The sequence below is a fragment of the Streptococcus infantis genome, assembly GCF_047464415.1.
GTDB classification, from domain to species: Bacteria; Bacillota; Bacilli; order Lactobacillales; family Streptococcaceae; genus Streptococcus; species Streptococcus infantis_AE.
Window position 1 is genome coordinate 250,558 of record NZ_JASHBX010000001.1, and the last position, 18,217, is coordinate 268,774.

At 39.3% G+C, this 18,217-nt stretch carries 14 protein-coding genes and 1 riboswitch; of the genes, 13 read left to right on the forward strand and 1 reads right to left on the reverse strand.

The window, feature by feature from the left end; translation table 11 throughout:
* The first annotated feature begins 73 nt into the window (after window positions 1-73).
* From guaC to QM460_RS01315, 12 genes are all read left to right on the forward strand, one after another.
* Window positions 74-1,057 (forward strand): GMP reductase, encoded by a 984-nt coding sequence (gene guaC, locus QM460_RS01260; protein ID WP_000931194.1) that lies wholly within the window; start codon window positions 74-76, stop codon window positions 1,055-1,057.
* Window positions 1,050-1,146, forward strand: a riboswitch (purine riboswitch). It overlaps the preceding gene by 8 nt.
* A 76-nt stretch (window positions 1,147-1,222) precedes the next feature.
* Window positions 1,223-1,804, forward strand: a complete 582-nt coding sequence (locus tag QM460_RS01265) for a xanthine phosphoribosyltransferase (protein WP_414288913.1) — start codon at window positions 1,223-1,225, stop codon at window positions 1,802-1,804.
* A complete protein-coding gene (locus QM460_RS01270; RefSeq protein WP_414288914.1) occupies window positions 1,804-3,063 on the forward strand; it encodes a nucleobase:cation symporter-2 family protein in 1,260 nt (419 codons plus the stop codon). Before QM460_RS01265 ends, QM460_RS01270 begins: the two co-directional genes overlap by 1 nt.
* Before the next feature lie 93 nt (window positions 3,064-3,156).
* Window positions 3,157-5,115, forward strand: coding sequence for an NAD-dependent DNA ligase LigA (gene ligA, locus QM460_RS01275; RefSeq protein WP_414288915.1), 1,959 nt, complete (start codon window positions 3,157-3,159; stop codon window positions 5,113-5,115).
* A gap of 3 nt (window positions 5,116-5,118) precedes the next feature.
* Window positions 5,119-6,069 carry a diacylglycerol kinase family lipid kinase gene (locus QM460_RS01280; RefSeq protein WP_414288917.1) on the forward strand — a complete coding sequence of 317 codons (951 nt, stop codon included), beginning with the start codon at window positions 5,119-5,121 and terminating at the stop codon, window positions 6,067-6,069.
* Between the two features lie 30 nt (window positions 6,070-6,099).
* Complete coding sequence (gene pulA, locus QM460_RS01285; protein ID WP_414288919.1) at window positions 6,100-8,382, forward strand: type I pullulanase; 2,283 nt, start codon at window positions 6,100-6,102, stop codon at window positions 8,380-8,382.
* 397 nt (window positions 8,383-8,779) lie between these two features.
* Window positions 8,780-10,708, forward strand: a complete 1,929-nt coding sequence (gene glgB / locus QM460_RS01290) for a 1,4-alpha-glucan branching protein GlgB (RefSeq protein WP_414288921.1) — start codon at window positions 8,780-8,782, stop codon at window positions 10,706-10,708.
* Window positions 10,698-11,840 carry a glucose-1-phosphate adenylyltransferase gene (locus tag QM460_RS01295; RefSeq protein WP_070461087.1) on the forward strand — a complete coding sequence of 381 codons (1,143 nt, stop codon included), beginning with the start codon at window positions 10,698-10,700 and terminating at the stop codon, window positions 11,838-11,840. The genes glgB and QM460_RS01295 overlap by 11 nt, the downstream gene beginning before the upstream one ends.
* A complete protein-coding gene (gene glgD / locus QM460_RS01300; protein WP_414288922.1) occupies window positions 11,830-12,969 on the forward strand; it encodes a glucose-1-phosphate adenylyltransferase subunit GlgD in 1,140 nt (379 codons plus the stop codon). The genes QM460_RS01295 and glgD overlap by 11 nt, the downstream gene beginning before the upstream one ends.
* Complete coding sequence (glgA, locus tag QM460_RS01305) at window positions 12,966-14,399, forward strand: glycogen synthase GlgA (protein WP_414288924.1); 1,434 nt, start codon at window positions 12,966-12,968, stop codon at window positions 14,397-14,399. Before glgD ends, glgA begins: the two co-directional genes overlap by 4 nt.
* A gap of 62 nt (window positions 14,400-14,461) precedes the next feature.
* Complete coding sequence (gene serB, locus QM460_RS01310; RefSeq protein WP_045763410.1) at window positions 14,462-15,103, forward strand: phosphoserine phosphatase SerB; 642 nt, start codon at window positions 14,462-14,464, stop codon at window positions 15,101-15,103.
* A gap of 16 nt (window positions 15,104-15,119) precedes the next feature.
* Entirely contained in the window at window positions 15,120-16,262 is a 1,143-nt protein-coding gene (locus QM460_RS01315; RefSeq protein WP_414288926.1) for a glycerate kinase, read from the forward strand.
* On the opposite strand, the gene QM460_RS01320 is transcribed toward QM460_RS01315, so the two are convergent.
* On the reverse strand, window positions 16,231-16,674 hold the full coding sequence (locus tag QM460_RS01320) for a DUF1694 domain-containing protein (RefSeq protein WP_414288928.1): 444 nt from the start codon (window positions 16,672-16,674) through the stop codon (window positions 16,231-16,233). The two genes, QM460_RS01315 and QM460_RS01320, sit on opposite strands and share 32 nt — an antisense overlap.
* A gap of 163 nt (window positions 16,675-16,837) precedes the next feature.
* On the opposite strand from QM460_RS01320, the gene eno reads away from it, so the two are divergent.
* Window positions 16,838-18,142, forward strand: a complete 1,305-nt coding sequence (eno, locus tag QM460_RS01325) for a surface-displayed alpha-enolase (RefSeq protein WP_155173017.1) — start codon at window positions 16,838-16,840, stop codon at window positions 18,140-18,142.
* The last annotated feature ends 75 nt before the right edge of the window (window positions 18,143-18,217 follow it).

Sequence of the window (18,217 nt, forward strand, 5' to 3'; positions counted from 1 at the left end):
TAGAGTAATTGTCTGGAAAAGACGAGGCTATTCCTAACTTTAGGAAGGTCTAAACAAGAGAAATGAGAGAAATATGTTAAACGAATTTCCGATCTTTGACTATGAAGATATTCAGCTAATCCCTAACAAGTGTGTTCTTAAAAGTCGTGCAGAGGCTGACACGCAGGTAACTTTAGGGAAGCATACCTTTAAATTACCAGTTGTTCCTTCCAATATGCAAACAATCTTAGATGAAAATGTTGCTGAACAACTTGCTAAGGGTGGATATTTCTATATTATGCATCGTTTTGATGAAGAAGGACGCATTCCTTTTGTCAAACGTATGCACGATCAGGGCTTGATTGCTTCTATTTCAGTTGGTGTTAAAGACTACGAGTATGATTTTGTGAGTCAATTAAAGGCTGATGCACCAGAGTATATCACCATTGATATTGCTCATGGTCATGCTGATAGCGTGATTTCAATGATTCAGCACATCAAGAAAGAATTACCTGATACTTTTGTCATCGCTGGTAATGTTGGTACTCCAGAAGCCGTTCGTGAACTTGAAAATGCTGGAGCAGATGCTACTAAGGTCGGAATCGGTCCAGGTAAAGTATGTATTACTAAGGTTAAAACTGGTTTTGGTACTGGTGGTTGGCAGTTAGCCGCCCTCCGCTGGTGTGCGAAAGCTGCTCGTAAACCGATTATTGCTGATGGTGGTATCCGTACACATGGTGATATTGCCAAGTCAATCCGCTTTGGTGCAAGTATGGTCATGATTGGTTCACTGTTTGCAGGGCATATCGAAAGTCCTGGTAAAACAGTTGAAGTGGACGGTAAACAATTCAAAGAATACTATGGTTCAGCTTCAGAATATCAAAAAGGTGCTTATAAGAATGTCGAAGGTAAGAAAATTCTTCTTCCTGCCAAAGGACATTTACAAGATACCTTGACTGAGATGGAACAGGATTTGCAAAGTTCGATTTCTTATGCTGGAGGTCGTAAAGTAGCTGATCTTAGACATGTAGATTATGTGATTGTGAAGAACTCTATCTGGAATGGAGATGCTCACTAAAAATATGATTACTTATTTATGCCGCGAATTGGCGTGGCGTTTCTACAAGGTACCGTAAATACCTAACAATGAGTAAGTCGAAGAGAGATAAAAGAAGCAGTACTATTTGTTTCTATGTTTCCGAGGGACTTGCTTTGTGAGTCCCTTTTTATTTCGGAGGTTATTGTGAAATTACTAGAGGAACGTATTTTAAAAGATGGGAATATTTTAGGTGAGAATATTCTTAAGGTGGATTCTTTCTTGACTCACCAAGTTGATTACAAGTTGATGCGCGAAATTGGTCGCACCTTTGCAGAGCATTTTAAAAATGCTGGTATTACAAAAGTTGTAACCATTGAAGCATCTGGGATTGCCCCAGCCTTATATGTTGCAGAACAGTTAGATGTACCTATGATTTTTGCTAAGAAGGCAAAAAATATTACGATGAATGAAGGGATTTTAACTGCTGAAGTTTATTCTTTCACTAAACAAGTAACAAGTACCGTATCCATTGCAGGGAAGTTCTTATCTCCTCAAGATAAAGTATTGATTATTGATGATTTCTTGGCTAATGGTCAAGCAGCTAAAGGTTTGATTCAGATTATTGAACAGGCTGGTGCTACAGTTGAAGCTATCGGAATTGTGATTGAAAAATCCTTCCAAGATGGTCGTGAACTGCTAGAAAAATCAGGTCATCAAGTAGTATCACTTGCGCGATTAGAGCGTTTTGAAAATGGAAAAGTTATCTTTAAGGAGGCAGATATCTAATGAAACAACAGGAAAACCACTCACAGGCAGCCGTTCTTGGTTTGCAACACTTGCTAGCCATGTACTCAGGTTCAATCCTGGTACCAATCATGATTGCAAGTGCTTTAGGGTATTCAGCTCAACAGTTGACCTACCTTATTTCAACAGATATCTTTATGTGTGGGGTTGCAACTCTTTTACAATTGCAACTCAATAAACATTTTGGTGTTGGTTTGCCTATTGTTCTTGGGGTAGCCTTCCAGTCTGTTGCTCCTCTTATCATGATCGGTCAGAGTCATGGTAGTGGTGCTATGTTTGGAGCTTTGATTGCTTCAGGGATTTATGTTATCCTGATTTCAGGTATCTTCTCTAAGGTTGCCAATCTTTTCCCTGCAATCGTAACTGGTTCTGTCATTACAACAATCGGATTGACCTTGATTCCAGTTGCCATCGGAAATATGGGAAATAACGTTGAAAAACCTACTGGACAAAGTTTAGCTTTGGCAATGATTACTGTTCTCATTATTCTTTTAGTTAATATTCTTACAAAAGGATTTATCAAATCTATTTCGATTTTGATTGGTTTGATTGCAGGTACGATTATCGCTGCAACTATGGGCTTGGTTGACTTCTCTCCTGTAGCAGAAGCTCCACTAGTTCATATCCCAACTCCATTCTACTTCGGTGCTCCACAATTTGAGATTTCTTCTATTGTAATGATGTGTATCATCGCTACTGTATCTATGGTAGAATCAACTGGTGTGTATCTTGCCCTTTCTGATATTACTAAAGATCCAATCGATAGCACTCGTCTTCGTAATGGTTATCGCGCAGAAGGTCTTGCTGTCTTACTTGGTGGACTTTTCAATACCTTCCCTTATACAGGATTTTCACAAAACGTAGGTTTGGTGAAACTTTCAGGTATTCGTACTCGTTTACCAATCTACTACGCAGCTGGTTTCCTTATCTTGCTCGGTCTTTTGCCTAAGTTCGGTGCCTTGGCTCAGATTATTCCTAGCCCTGTTCTTGGTGGAGCTATGCTTGTCATGTTTGGTTTCGTGTCTCTCCAAGGGATGCAAATCTTGGCACGTGTAGACTTCGAACACAATGAACACAACTTCCTCATTGCAGCAGTTTCTATCTCTGCTGGGGTTGGATTGAATGGAAGTAATCTCTTCAATACTTTACCGACTGAATTACAAATGTTCTTCTCAAATGGTATCGTTATTGCAAGTACAGTAGCTATTATCTTGAACGCTATTTTGAACCGTAAAAAATAAAAATTAGTGAGAAGGGATAGAAAAGCCCTTCTCATTTTCTTTTTTAGAGCTTGAGTATTGTTTATAGAGTCCTTTTTATGGTAAAATGGTTCTATGAATGAAAGAATGAAAGAGCTCGTTGAACTGCTCAATCGCTATGCGACAGAGTATTATACAAGTGATAATCCATCTGTATCTGATAGTGAGTATGACCGTCTTTATCGTGAATTGGTAGAGTTAGAAAAAGCTCATCCTGACCAAGTCTTGCCAGAAAGTCCGACACATCGTGTTGGTGGAAAGATTCTTGATGGGTTTGAGAAATATAGTCATCAGTATCCTCTTTATAGTTTGCAGGATGCTTTTTCACGTGAAGAACTCGACGCCTTTGATGCGCGTGTTCGTAAAGAATTGGATGATGTCACTTATATTTGTGAGTTGAAGATTGATGGTTTATCGATTTCCTTGACTTATGAGCAGGGAATTTTTGTTGCTGGGGCAACTCGAGGTGATGGCTCCATCGGTGAAAACATCACTGAAAATCTTAAACGAGTGAAAGACATTCCGTTATCATTACCAGAAAAATTAGATATTACTGTTCGTGGTGAATGTTATATGCCGAGAGCTTCTTTTGACCAGGTCAATCAATCTCGTCAAGAAAATGGGGAGCCAGAATTTGCCAATCCAAGAAATGCTGCTGCAGGAACCCTTCGTCAGTTAGATACAGCAGTAGTAGCCAAACGTAATCTTGCAACCTTCCTTTATCAGGAAGCTAGTCCTTCAACTCGGGATAGTCAAGAGAAGGTTTTGAAACATTTGGAACAATTAGGCTTTGTGGTTAATCAAAGACGTCTATTAGCTCATAGTATGGATGAGGTTTGGGCGTTTATTCAAGAAATTGGTCAAGAAAGAGAACAGTTGCCTTATGATATCGATGGAGTTGTGATTAAGGTCAATGATCTAGCTGGTCAGGAGCAACTAGGATTTACAGTTAAAGCGCCTAAGTGGGCAGTCGCTTATAAATTCCCAGCAGAAGAAAAAGAAGCAAAACTTCTTTCTGTTGACTGGACTGTTGGCCGTACAGGAGTTGTGACTCCGACTGCTAATCTTACTCCAGTGCAACTTGCAGGTACAACTGTAAGTCGTGCAACCCTTCATAATGTTGACTATATCGCTGAAAAGGATATCCGTAAGGATGACACAGTCATTGTCTATAAGGCAGGGGATATTATTCCTGCTGTTTTACGCGTGGTGGAATCAAAACGTATATCTGAAGAAAAACTCGACATTCCAACAAACTGTCCAAGTTGTGACAGTAAGCTTTTACATTTTGAAGATGAGGTTGCCCTTCGTTGTATCAATCCGCGATGCCCTGCTCAAATCAAGGAAGGCTTGACGCACTTCGCATCGCGTGATGCTATGAATATTTCTGGCCTTGGTCCATCTATCGTTGAGAAACTATTTGCTGCCGATTTGGTTAAGGATGTTGCAGATATTTATCGTTTGACTGTGGAAGATTTCCTTTTATTAGATGGTATCAAGGAAAAATCAGCTCAAAAACTCTACCAGGCTATTCAAGCATCCAAAGAAAATTCTGCTGAAAAACTCTTGTTTGGTTTGGGGATTCGTCATGTAGGAAGTAAGGCAAGTCAGTTGCTTTTACAAAACTTTCACTCAATCGAATCGCTAGCACAAGCCAATCCTGAAGAAATTGCAAATATTGAAAGTTTGGGGAGAGTCATTGCTCAAAGCCTACAGACCTATTTTGCTACAGAGGGTTCTGAAATCCTTTTAAGGGAATTGAAAGAATCAGGTGTTAATCTAGACTACAAAGGACAGACAGTTGCAGCAAATGCAGCCTTGTCTGGTCTAACTGTCGTATTGACAGGAAAGCTAGAACGTCTTAATCGCTCAGAAGCTAAAAATAAATTAGAAAGTCTAGGAGCCAAGGTTACTGGTAGTGTGTCGAAAAAAACAGACCTTGTTGTAGCAGGAGCAGATGCAGGAAGCAAGCTCCAAAAAGCACAAGAACTGGGAATAGAGATTCGTGATGAAGCTTGGCTTGAGAGTTTGTAAGCTATGAAAGAAGAAAAAAAACGCGCACGTCTCATTTATAATCCGACCTCAGGCCAGGAAATAATCAAGCAAAATATAGCAGAAGTCCTAGAAGTGTTAGAGAGCATAGGCTATGAAACCAGTGCTTTCCAAACCAAACCTGAACCCCTGTCAGCCCAGAAAGAAGCAGAAAGAGCTGCAAAAGCTGGCTTTGATTTGGTTTTAGTAGCTGGTGGTGATGGCACCATCAATGAAGTGGTTAATGGAATTGCACCTCTGGTACATCGTCCAAAGATAGCCATCATTCCTACCGGAACTACCAATGACTATGCTAGAGCATTGAAAATCCCTATGGGGGATCCAGTTGCTGCAGCGAAGATCATTGCCAAAAATGAAACCAAGCAAATTGATATTGGTCGTGCCTTTGGCGATAAGTATTTCATCAATATTGCTGCGGCAGGAGCTCTTACAGAGTTAACCTTTAGTGTTCCGAGTGAACTGAAGACGCGTCTGGGGTATCTGGCCTACGTTGCTAAAGGCATCGAGATGTTCCCAAAATCCAAAGCTCGTCCTGTTCGTATTTACCATGATTGGGGCATTTTTACAGGAGAAGTTTCTCTTGTCTTTGTTGCCTTGACCAATTCTATTGGTGGATTTGAGCAATTCGCACCTGATACCAAACTGGATGATGGCAATTTCACGCTTATTCTGGTAAAGACGGATAAAATACTAGATATGTTGAGTTTGCTAGTTCAGGCCATGAACGGAGGCCAACACGTATCAGATGTCAATGTTGAATATCTGAAAACTAGTAAACTCCGAGTTGAAACTTTGGATCAGGAAGAGCCATTTATGCTCAACCTTGATGGAGAATACGGTGGCGACACACCAGTAGATTTGGAAGTATGCCATAATCACATTGAGTTTTTTGTGAATCCTGAGGCACTTGATCAAGAAATTATTAGTAACATATAAAATTAAATTAATTAGAAATTAGGGAGAACTATGTACAATTATCCTGTACTTATTCATTACCATCGCAAGGATGAAGCCTACGAGGCTTGCAGTTTCAGCAAAAAGCCTCTAGATTCAGTAGAGCTTATCAAAGAAGAAGAATATTTTGGAGCCAAATTTTCACTGACTCAATCGAGTGAAGTAGCACTTGAGACCATGACTTTTAGCGCTGAAAAAGACGGTGTCAGCAAAGAATATCCTATTCGCTTCAATTACTATCCACTTTTGACAGAGGTTTGGATTTTGGATGGAGATGATACAGTTTATTATTCTGAAAATCCAGCTATTGCAAGTACTCATTATAAAGACCAAAATCCTTTTGCCTTCGACAAGGCAATCAATAGCGCTAGTTTTGACCACCACTGGGGTTATCAAGGAGAGTTGGGATGTCAAGCTTCTGAAACTGAAACAAGATTTAGCCTATGGGCCCCAACAGCTACATCTGTCCAAGTAGTAGTCTATGAATCTGCAAGTAACGACGCACCTATCCTTAAAACCTTTGAAATGGAGCGAGGAAATAGTTATTCCTATAGCCACAAGTATAATACAATTGGAGTTTGGAGCTTAACAGTCCCAGAAAGCTTAGCAGGTCGTGCTTACCACTACCAAATTGACTTTCCTCATCACCAGTCATTAACTCGTGATCCATATACAATAGCGACAAGTCCTGATGGAAAACGTTCAGCCATTGTCTCAAACCAAGATCGTCAGGTCGAAGGTTTTGAGGTTAAGCATGGTACAGAAGCAACTTGGCGTTTGGAAAATCCTTGCCAGGCAGTTGTGTATGAAATGCATATCCGTGATTTGACTAAGTCTGAAACATCTGGTGTTGCGCCAGAATTAAGAGGCACCTTCTTAGGTGCAGCGCAAACTGGAACAGTTAACCAATATGGTCAATCGACTGCGTTTGATTACATCAAAGAACTTGGTGTCAACTATGTTCAGTTGCAACCAATTGCTGACCGTCATAAAGAATACGACGCTGATGGAAATGTAACTTATAACTGGGGATATGATCCACAAAACTACAATGCTCCAGAAACTAGTATGTCTACAAATCCAAATGATCCAGGTCAAGCTATCCGTGATTTGAAAGCAATGGTCCAAGCTTATCACGATGCTGGTATCGGTGTTATTATGGATGTTGTTTACAATCACACCTTCTCAACGGTGGATGCGCCATTTCAAACAACGGTTCCTGATTATTATTATCGAATGAACCATGACGGAACCTATCAAAATGGAACAGGAGTCGGTAACGAAACTGCCAGTGAGCATGAAATGTTCCGTAAATATATGATTGATTCTCTTCTCTACTGGGTAAAAGAATTCAATATTGACGGTTTCCGCTTTGACTTGATGGGAATCCATGATGTCAAAACTATGCAGATGATTCGTTGGGCTATGGACGAAGTCGATCCTAAAATCATCCTTTATGGAGAAGGATGGGATATGGGAACTGGTCTTGCTCCTTATGATAAGGCTAAGAAAGATAACGCCTACCAGTTGCCAAACATTGGATTCTTTAATGATAATCAACGTGATGCGGTCAAAGGTTGTGAAGTCTATGGCTCTATCAAATCTGGTTTCGTCAGTGGTGCTGGAACTGAGCCGATCGTCGCAAAGGCTATCCTTGGAAGCCGAGAGCTGGGTTCTTACCTCAGCCCCAATCAGGTTCTTAACTATGTAGAAGCCCACGATAACTACAATTTGCATGATTTGCTTAAAACCCTTCATCCAACGGAGAGTGGAAAACGTATCATGAAGAAAGTAGAAACAGCGACAGCCATGAACCTTCTCATGCAAGGGATGGCCTTCATGGAGTTGGGGCAAGAGTTTGGCCGTACCAAGCTTGTAGCTACAGGAGAAAATGGCGAGTTGACTCACGCAGATCGTGAGCGAGCTATGAATAGTTACAATGCTCCTGATAGCGTCAACCAAGTCAACTGGGATTTGATCAATGAGCGTCAAGATAGTATCGAGTTTGTTCGTCAGATTATCCGACTTAAAACACAAACCAATGCCTTTTCATACCCTACTTATGAAGAAGTCTACCGTCATGTATTTGTTCATACAGCCATTGAAAATAGTGGTTGGATTGTCTACGAGATTCAGGGAATTGAAGAGCACTTCTTGGTTGTATTCAATGCTAAAGGGGCTTCCTATTACTATGAAAATGCAGGAAACCTAGAAATGTTAGTAACTAATAGCCGTTCTAACCAAGAAAATGCCATTGACGATGTCAGTGTGGCAGTTATGAATATCTTATCTTAAAAATTAACCAAAGACTCAAGATTTATGCTTGAGTTTTTTTATATTCCTAGACATAAAAATAAAAATGGAACTATTACTAAAAATGATTGAAAATTTCAGAAAATTTGGTAAAATTATATCAAAAGAGTTATCTACGAATATTATATTATCAAAAAATAAAAACGTTCAGTTTTTAAGCGAGTTATTTTATATATAGATAATGAAAGTTATTCTTGTAACAGTAGCTGATAGAAAATTCCACTGCTTATCATCATTTATGAAAATTTTAGAAATGTTAAGATAAATATATGAAGATTTTCGAAAAAAATTTTTGTAGAATTCGGAAATTAGTTGAAAGTTTTCTTAAAAGATAGTATAATAGGAACATAGAAAACGCTTACAATAAAAGGGGGATTCAATGGATAAATTTGAGGCTTTAAGAACTTTTACTAGTGGCGAAAATTTCCATCTTCAACACTATTTAGGTGCGCATCGTGAAGAAAGAGACGGTGAGTATGGCTATACATTCCGTGTCTGGGCGCCAAATGCGCAGGCTGTCCATCTAGTTGGTGATTTTACTAACTGGGTTGAAAATCAAATCCCCATGGTTCGTAATGAATCTGGAGTTTGGGAAGTTTTTACAACTTTAGCTCAAGAGGGACATATTTATAAATATCATATTACTCGTGCTAATGGCCATCAGCTTATGAAGATTGATCCCTTGGCAGTACGCTATGAAGCTCGTCCTGGAACAGGAGCAGTTTTAACAGAAATTCCTGAGAAAAAATGGAAGGACGGTCTGTGGTTAGCTCGCAGAAAACGTTGGGGATTTTTTGAGAGACCGGTCAACATTTATGAGGTGCATGCAGGATCTTGGAAGAGAAATCCTGATGGAACACCTTATAGCTTTGCTCAACTCAAAGAAGAGCTCATTCCCTATCTCGTTGAGATGAACTATACTCATATCGAGTTTATGCCTCTGATGGCTCACCCTCTCGGTTTGAGTTGGGGGTATCAGCTCATGGGTTACTTCGCTTTGGAGCATGCCTATGGTCGTCCTGAAGAGTTCCAAGATTTTGTTGAGGAATGTCATTTCAACAATATCGGTGTAATTGTGGACTGGGTACCTGGACACTTTACAATCAATGATGATGCTTTGGCATACTACGACGGTACACCAACTTTTGAATACCAAGATCATAATAAGGCTAACAACTACGGTTGGGGAGCACTCAACTTCGACCTCGGTAAAAATGAAGTCCAATCTTTCTTGATTTCAAGCATTAAGTTCTGGATTGATTTCTATCACCTAGATGGTATTCGTGTAGATGCCGTAAGTAATATTCTCTATCTAGATTATGACAATGCTCCATGGACACCAAATAAAGACGGTGGAAATCTCAACTATGAAGGCTATTATTTCCTACAACGTTTGAACGACGTTATTAAACTAGCTCATCCGGATGTTATGATGATTGCAGAGGAGTCTTCTTCAGGTACCAAGATTACTGGCATGAAGGAAATGGGTGGACTTGGATTTGACTACAAGTGGAACATGGGTTGGATGAATGATATCCTACGTTTCTACGAAGAAGATCCAATTTACCGCAAGTATGACTTTAATCTTGTAACTTTCAGCTTCATGTATGTCTTTAATGAAAATTATCTCCTACCATTCTCACATGATGAGGTTGTACATGGTAAGAAGAGTATGATGCATAAGATGTGGGGTGATCGTTACAATCAGTTTGCTGGTTTGAGAAACCTCTACACTTATCAAATTTGTCACCCTGGTAAGAAATTACTCTTCATGGGTAGTGAGTTTGGTCAATTCCTAGAGTGGAAATCCGAAGAGCAATTAGAGTGGTCTAACCTAGAAGATCCGATGAATGCCAAGATGAAGTACTTTACATCACAGTTGAATCAGCTTTATAAAGACCACCGTTGTCTTTGGGAAATTGATACAAGCTATGACGGTATTGAAATTATTGATGCGGATAACAGAGATCAGAGTGTTCTTTCCTTTATCCGAAAAGGCAAGAAGGGTGAAATGTTAGTCTGTGTCTTTAATATGGCACCAGTCGAACGTCCTGATTTCACAATTGGATTGCCAGTTGCAGGTGTGTATGAAGAAATTTGGAATACAGAGTTGGAACAATGGGGTGGTGTGTGGAAAGAGCATAACCAAACTGTTCAAACTCAAGAAGGATTGTGGAAGGATTATGAGCAGACTTTGACCTTTACCTTGCCAGCTATGGGAGCAAGTATTTGGAAAATCAAACGTCGCATAAAACCTACTAAGAAAGTCGCTAATAAAACTCAAAAAGGAGTAGAAAATGAAGAATGAAATGCTAGCTTTAATCCTTGCCGGTGGGCAAGGAACTCGTCTCGGTAAACTCACTCAAAGCATTGCTAAACCTGCCGTACAATTTGGTGGGCGCTACCGTATCATTGACTTCGCTCTTTCAAACTGTGCCAACTCTGGTATCCATAATGTTGGGGTTATCACACAGTATCAACCACTAGCTCTCAATAGCCACATTGGTAATGGTTCTAGTTGGGGTCTTGATGTAATTGATTCAGGTGTTTCTATCCTTCAACCTTACTCTGCAAGTGAAGGAAATCGTTGGTTTGAAGGTACAAGTCATGCCATTTACCAAAACATCGACTATATCGACAGCATCAATCCTGAGTATGTTTTGATTCTTTCAGGAGACCATATCTACAAGATGGACTATGATGATATGCTCCAATCACACAAGGATAACAATGCCAGCTTGACAGTTGCTGTTTTGGATGTACCACTAAAAGAAGCTAGCCGTTTCGGTATCATGAATACAGATGCTAATAATCGCATTGTTGAATTCGAAGAAAAACCTGCCCAACCAAAATCAACCAAGGCATCAATGGGGATTTATATCTTTGACTGGAAACGACTTCGCAACATGCTAGTTGCTGCTGAAAAGGCTAACCTAGATATGTCTGATTTCGGAAAGAATGTTATTCCAAATTATCTTGAAACTGGTGAAAGTGTCTATGCTTATGAGTTCAATGGATACTGGAAGGACGTTGGTACTATCGAATCACTCTGGGAAGCAAATATGGAGTACATCTCTCCAGAAAATGCTCTAGATAGCCGTAACCGTCAATGGAAAATTTATTCTCGTAACCTTATCGCTCCACCAAACTTCCTTGGAGAATTCGCTCAAGTAGAAGACTCTCTTGTAGTGGACGGCTGTTACGTAAATGGTACAGTGAAACACTCTATTCTTTCTACAACTGCTCAAGTTCGTAAGGGAGCAGAAGTTGTTGATTCTGTCATCATGAGTGGAGCAGTTATCGGTAGAGGTGCTAAAATTACACGTGCAATCATCGGTGAAGGTGCAATTATTGCCGATGGTGTTGAAATTGATGGTACAGAAGAAGTACAAGTAGTCGGATATAACGAAGTAGTGGGGGTAGCAACAGATGAAGATTGATAAATATTCAGCGATTTTAGGAAATACCGTTGGTTTCCATGATATGTCAACCTTGACAAGTAACCGTCCAGTGGCAAGTTTGCCATTTGGAGGAAAGTATCGTTTGATTGACTTCCCACTTTCAAGTTTAGCAAATGCTGGGGTTCGTAGTATCTTTGGAATCTTCCAACAAGATAACATCAGCTCTGTATTTGACCATATTCGTTCAGGTCGTGAGTGGGGCTTAAATACCCTTCTTAGCCACTACTATCTTGGAATCTACAATACTCGTGTAGAAAGTAGCACTGTTGGTAAAGAGTACTATCAACAACTTTTAACTTACCTAAAACGTTCAGGTTCAGACCAAACCGTTTCCTTGAACTGTGATGTTTTAGTGAATATCGATCTCAATCAAGTTTTCCATTTGCATAATACAACAAAATCACCGATTACAGTAGTTTATAAGAAACTACCTAAGAAGGACATTTCTGAAGTAAATGCAATCCTTGATATTGATGAAACTGACCATGTGCTTTCTCACAAACTCTTTGATAAAAAATCAGACCAAGAATACTACAACATGTCGACAGATATCTTTGTAGTAGACACTCAATGGTTGATTAAACGTTTAGAAGAAGAAGCTCAAAAAGAATATCCAGAAAAATTACGCTATGTTCTTCGTGATTTGGCAGCAAAAGAAGGTGCTTTTGCATATGAATATACAGGTTACCTAGCAAATATTCATTCAGTAGAAACATACTATCAAGCGAATCTAGATATGCTTGATCAGCATAAATTCTACTCTTTGTTCTCACCAAATCAAAAAATTCATACTAAAGTTAAAAACGAAGAACCTACCTACTATGCATCAGGTTCAAAAGTGAACACATCTCAATTTGCTTCTGGTAGTATCATTGAAGGTGAAGTGGATAAATCTATTATTTCGCGTAATGTTCGAATCAATAAAGATAGCTTGGTTAAAGAGTCTCTTATTTTCCCTCGCGTTATCGTTGGTAAAGGTGCACAAGTTGAGTATGCAATTGTAGATAAGGGTGCTGAAATAGCTGAGGGAGTTGTTATTCGAGGTACAGCAGAAAATCCTGTTATCATCAAAAAAGGCGAAAAAGTAACAGAGGATGTCCTTTCATGAAAATTTTATTTGTAGCAGCAGAGGGTGCTCCCTTTTCAAAAACAGGTGGATTGGGAGACGTTATCGGAGCACTTCCAAAATCATTAGTAAAAGCTGGGCATGAAGTTGCTGTTATCCTGCCATACTATGACATGGTTGAAGCCAAGTTTGGTGATCAGATCGAAGATGTCCTTCAATTCGAAGTCTATGTTGGTTGGCGCAGACAATTTTGTGGAATTAAGAAAACTGTTTTAAACGGTGTTACTTTCTACTTTATTGACAATCAATATTATTTCTTCCGCGGACATGTGTATGGAGATTTTGATGATGGTGAACGCTTTGCCTTCTTCCAACTTGCAGCCCTAGAAGCTATGGAGCGTATTGGATTTATCCCTGATGTTCTTCATGCCCATGATTATCATACAGCAATGATTCCGTTCTTGTTAAAAGAAAAATACAGATGGATTCAAGCCTACCAAGGAATCAAGACTGTTTTGACCATTCATAACTTGGAATTTCAAGGTCAATTCTCTGAAAGCATGCTTTGGGACTTGTTTAGAGTTGGTTTCGAACGTTATGCTGATGGAACAGTTCGTTGGAATGATTGCCTTAACTGGATGAAGGCAGGGATTCTCTATGCAGACCGTGTATCAACCGTGTCACCGAGTTATGCTTATGAGATCATGACTACAGAGTTTGGTTGCGGTATTGATCAAATTCTTCGTATGGAATCTGGTAAGGTTTCAGGTATTGTTAATGGTATAGATACAGATTTGTACAACCCAGAGACGGATGCTTTACTTGACTATCATTTTAATAAAAATGATCTGTCAGGAAAGGCTCAAAATAAAGCAAAACTTCAAGAAAAAGTTGGTCTTCCAGTACGTTCTGATGTACCAATGATTGGTATTGTATCTCGCTTAACTCGTCAAAAAGGTTTTGATGTGGTAGTTGAAAGCCTGCATCGTATGCTTCAAGAGGATATTCAAATTGTTCTCTTGGGAACTGGAGATCCAGGATTTGAACAAGCTTTCTCTTGGTTTAGTCAAGTATTCCCAGAAAAACTTTCTGCCAATATTACTTTCGATGTGAAATTAGCTCAAGAGATTTATGCAGCATGTGATATTTTCCTCATGCCAAGTCGTTTTGAACCGTGTGGACTTTCACAAATGATGGCCATGAGATATGGTACACTTCCTTTAGTAAACGAGGTGGGTGGACTTAGAGATACTGTTCAAGCCTTTAATCCAATTGAAGGAACAGGTACAGGCTTTAGCTTTAACAACCTAACTCCATACTGGCTCAACTGGGCATTGCAAACAGCTTTGGATGTTTATCACAACCATCCTGATGTTTGGAAAAATATGCAAGTTCAAGCTATGGAATGTGATTTCTCTTGGGATACAGCCTGCAAGTCATATCTTGATTTGTATCACAGTTTAGCAAACTAAATAGTTAAAATCGTATGATACCTTCATACGATTTTTTGAGATTCTGAAAGTAAGGCAATTATATGAAAAAAATTAAAGGACTCTGTGTACTGGATGTAGATGGGACACTGATAGAAGAAGAGGTTATTGATTTATTAGGGAAAGAGGCAGATTGTGAAGAAGAAGTAGCCCTTCTAACAGCTCAAGCTATGAGGGGAGAACTAGATTTTGAAGAAAGCTTGAGAAAACGAGCTTCTTTATTAAAAGGATTATCTGTAGATACTTTTGATAAGATTTATCATGAACTACATCTTAGTAAAAATGCTATGATATTTATTAACACTCTAAAAAAAAATCAGATAGAAGTGGGTTTAGTTTCGGGTGGATTTACACCTGTTGTTGAAAGAATAGCAAAAGATTTAGGGATTTCATTATTTGCTGCTAATCAACTGGAAATCAGAGATGGCCATTTAACTGGAAATCTTGTTGGTCCTATTATCAGCAGAGAAGTTAAAAAAGAAACCCTAGTAAGATGGGCTGATGAATTAGAGGTACCAATTGATAGAACAATTGCTATTGGAGATGGTGCTAATGATTTAGCGATGTTGAAGAGAGCTGGAATCGGCATTGGCTTCTGTGCCAAAGAAATCGTGAAAGAGGAAATTCCCCTTCAAATTGAAGATAGAGATTTAACAAAAGTATTGAATCTGATAGATTTCCTTTGATTAGAAAGATGAGTGTATGAAAATTGTTATAGCACCTGACTCTTTTAAGGAGAGTCTACCTGCAAAACAAGTAGCAGAAGCTATAAAAAGAGGATTCGAAAGGGCCATACCTAACGTGGAGTGTTTACTTTTACCCGTTGGTGATGGAGGTGAAGGAACAGTAGACGCCATTAAAAGTTCTCTAGGTTTGGAAGAGAAAACAGTACAGGTTACTGGTCCTTTTGGTGATGAGGTTCAAATGCCTTACTTTCAAAAAGGAAAACTAGCTCTTTTTGAAGTTGCAGATTTAGTAGGTCTTGCTAAAATTCCTATTGAAAAACGAAATCCTATAGCAATTCAAACAGAGGGAATTGCTCAACTGATTCTGCATTTAATAGACCAAGGGATTAAAGATATCTACGTTGGTGTTGGTGGTACAGCTAGTAACGATGGCGGACTTGGGATTGCATCAGGTCTTGGTTATCAGTTTTATGATAAAAATGGAATGGAACTTAAGGCTTGTGGCCAATCTTTGTTTGAAATCAGAAAGATTTCGAAGGAAAGAGTACTTCAAATTCCCTCTGATGTAAATATAAAAATACTGGCCGATGTGACCAATCCTCTCTGTGGACCTCATGGTGCTACCTTTACATTTGGGAAACAAAAGGGATTGGATCCATCTAAATTTCAAGAAGTTGATGTTGCAATTAAAAACTTTTATGGTAAAGTTGCACCTGAAATTTTACAATTGGATGGTGCAGGAGCAGGCGGTGGGATTGCAGCTGGCTTGTGTGCCTTTGCTGGAGCAGAGATTGTATCTGGTATTCAAACTTGTTTAAATTTGATAAACTTCGATCAAAAAGTGACTAATGCAGACCTAGTGATTGTCGGCGAAGGTAGACTGGATTCACAAAGTTTAGCCGGTAAAGCTCCCATCGGTGTAGCAAAAAGAACACCTAGGGGTGTTCCAGTTCTTGCTATTTGTGGTAGTTTGGCAGATGATTTACCTCCCTTACCATTTGAGAATATCGTCGCTGCTTTTTCCATACTAGAAAAAAGCGAACCATTGGAAGAGAGTTTAAAAAAAGCAGCTGTCTACTTAGAAAATACAGCTGCAAACATCGGTCAAGTCTTAGCTTTGAAAAAAATTAACCAAACCATTTTTTCCAGAGAGAAGTAGGAGCTTTACTCTCTTTTTCCAACCATAAGTCTGAAAAGGCCTTTCTGAGGTCTTTTTCATTTGTTTGAACAGGAGCATCGCTATGGATAACTAGACCAAAAGGAGAAGAGTTATGTTCTTCAGAAACGATGGTTGCTTGGCAGTCAGCATCTTTGGCTTGTTTTAAATAATAGACCTGTTTGTCAAATACTACTTGAGGAGAAATTTTGACAAAAAGAGGTTCGGTTTCTTTTTTAAAAGTCTCTAAAATTGTTAAAAATGCCTTTTGAAATTTGACATCATTCGCAGTAGCGAGTTCAGCGTAGCCAAGAACACGTTCTTCAAAGGTACCAAGAAAACGTCTTTGTTCGTCTGGATTTAACTTAAGTCCACCATTGGCTTTTTCTAATATTTGTTTAGATATATCAGTCATAAATATAGTATATCATAAAAGTCTATAGATAAGGCGGAAAAGAAAGCGATTACTTAACAAAGTTAAGGAAAATTTGCACAAAAATAACGTTTTTTCTTGAAAAAGGTATCTTTTTGATGTATCATAGAGGTGTAAAATAATTTAACTCAAAGGAGAGTAAAAAATGTCAATTATTACTGATGTTTACGCTCGCGAAGTCCTAGACTCACGCGGTAACCCAACACTTGAAGTAGAAGTATATACTGAATCAGGTGCTCATGGACGTGGTATGGTTCCATCAGGAGCTTCTACTGGTGAACACGAAGCAGTTGAACTTCGTGACGGTGACAAATCTCGTTACGGTGGTCTTGGTACTCAAAAAGCTGTTGACAACGTAAACAACATTATTGCTGAAGCAATCATCGGCTATGATGTACGTGATCAACAAGCTATCGACCGTGCTATGATCGCTCTTGACGGTACTCCTAACAAAGGTAAATTGGGAGCAAACGCAATCCTTGGTGTGTCTATCGCTGTAGCTCGTGCTGCTGCTGACTACCTTGAAATCCCACTTTACAGCTACCTTGGTGGATTCAACACTAAAGTTCTTCCAACTCCAATGATGAACATCATCAATGGTGGATCTCACTCAGATGCTCCAATCGCTTTCCAAGAATTCATGATCGTACCTGCTGGTGCACCTACATTCAAAGAAGCTCTTCGTTGGGGTGCTGAAATCTTCCACGCTCTTAAGAAAATCCTTAAAGGTCGTGGTCTTGAAACAGCCGTTGGTGACGAAGGTGGATTTGCTCCTCGTTTCGACGGAACTGAAGATGGTGTAGAAACTATCATCGCTGCTATCGAAGCTGCTGGTTATGTTCCAGGTAAAGACGTATTTATCGGATTTGACTGTGCATCATCAGAATTCTACGATAAAGAACGCAAAGTTTACGATTACACTAAATTCGAAGGTGAAGGCGCTGCTGTTCGTACTGCTGAAGAACAAATCGCTTACCTTGAAGGATTGGTTGACAAATACCCTATCATACTTATCGAAGATGGTATGGATGAAAACGACTGGGAAGGTTGGAAAGCTCTTACTGAACGTCTTGGTGGTAAAGTTCAATTGATTGGTGACGACCTCTTCGTAACAAACACTGATTACCTTTCACGTGGTATCGAAGAAGGTGCTGCTAACTCAATCCTTATCAAAGTTAACCAAATCGGTACTCTTACTGAAACATTCGACGCTATCGAAATGGCGAAAGAAGCTGGTTACACTGCCGTTGTATCACACCGTTCAGGTGAAACTGAAGATTCAACAATCGCTGATATCGCAGTTGCAACAAACGCAGGACAAATCAAGACTGGTTCACTTTCACGTACAGACCGTATCGCTAAATACAACCAATTGCTTCGTATCGAAGATCAACTTGGTGAAGTAGCTGAATACCGTGGATTGAAATCATTCTACAACCTTAAGAAATAAAATAGTTCAGTGAACTATTTTATCCCGAACCTTGAAACTCAAAAGTTCGGCTCTTAATTAAACAAGTTTTAAGCC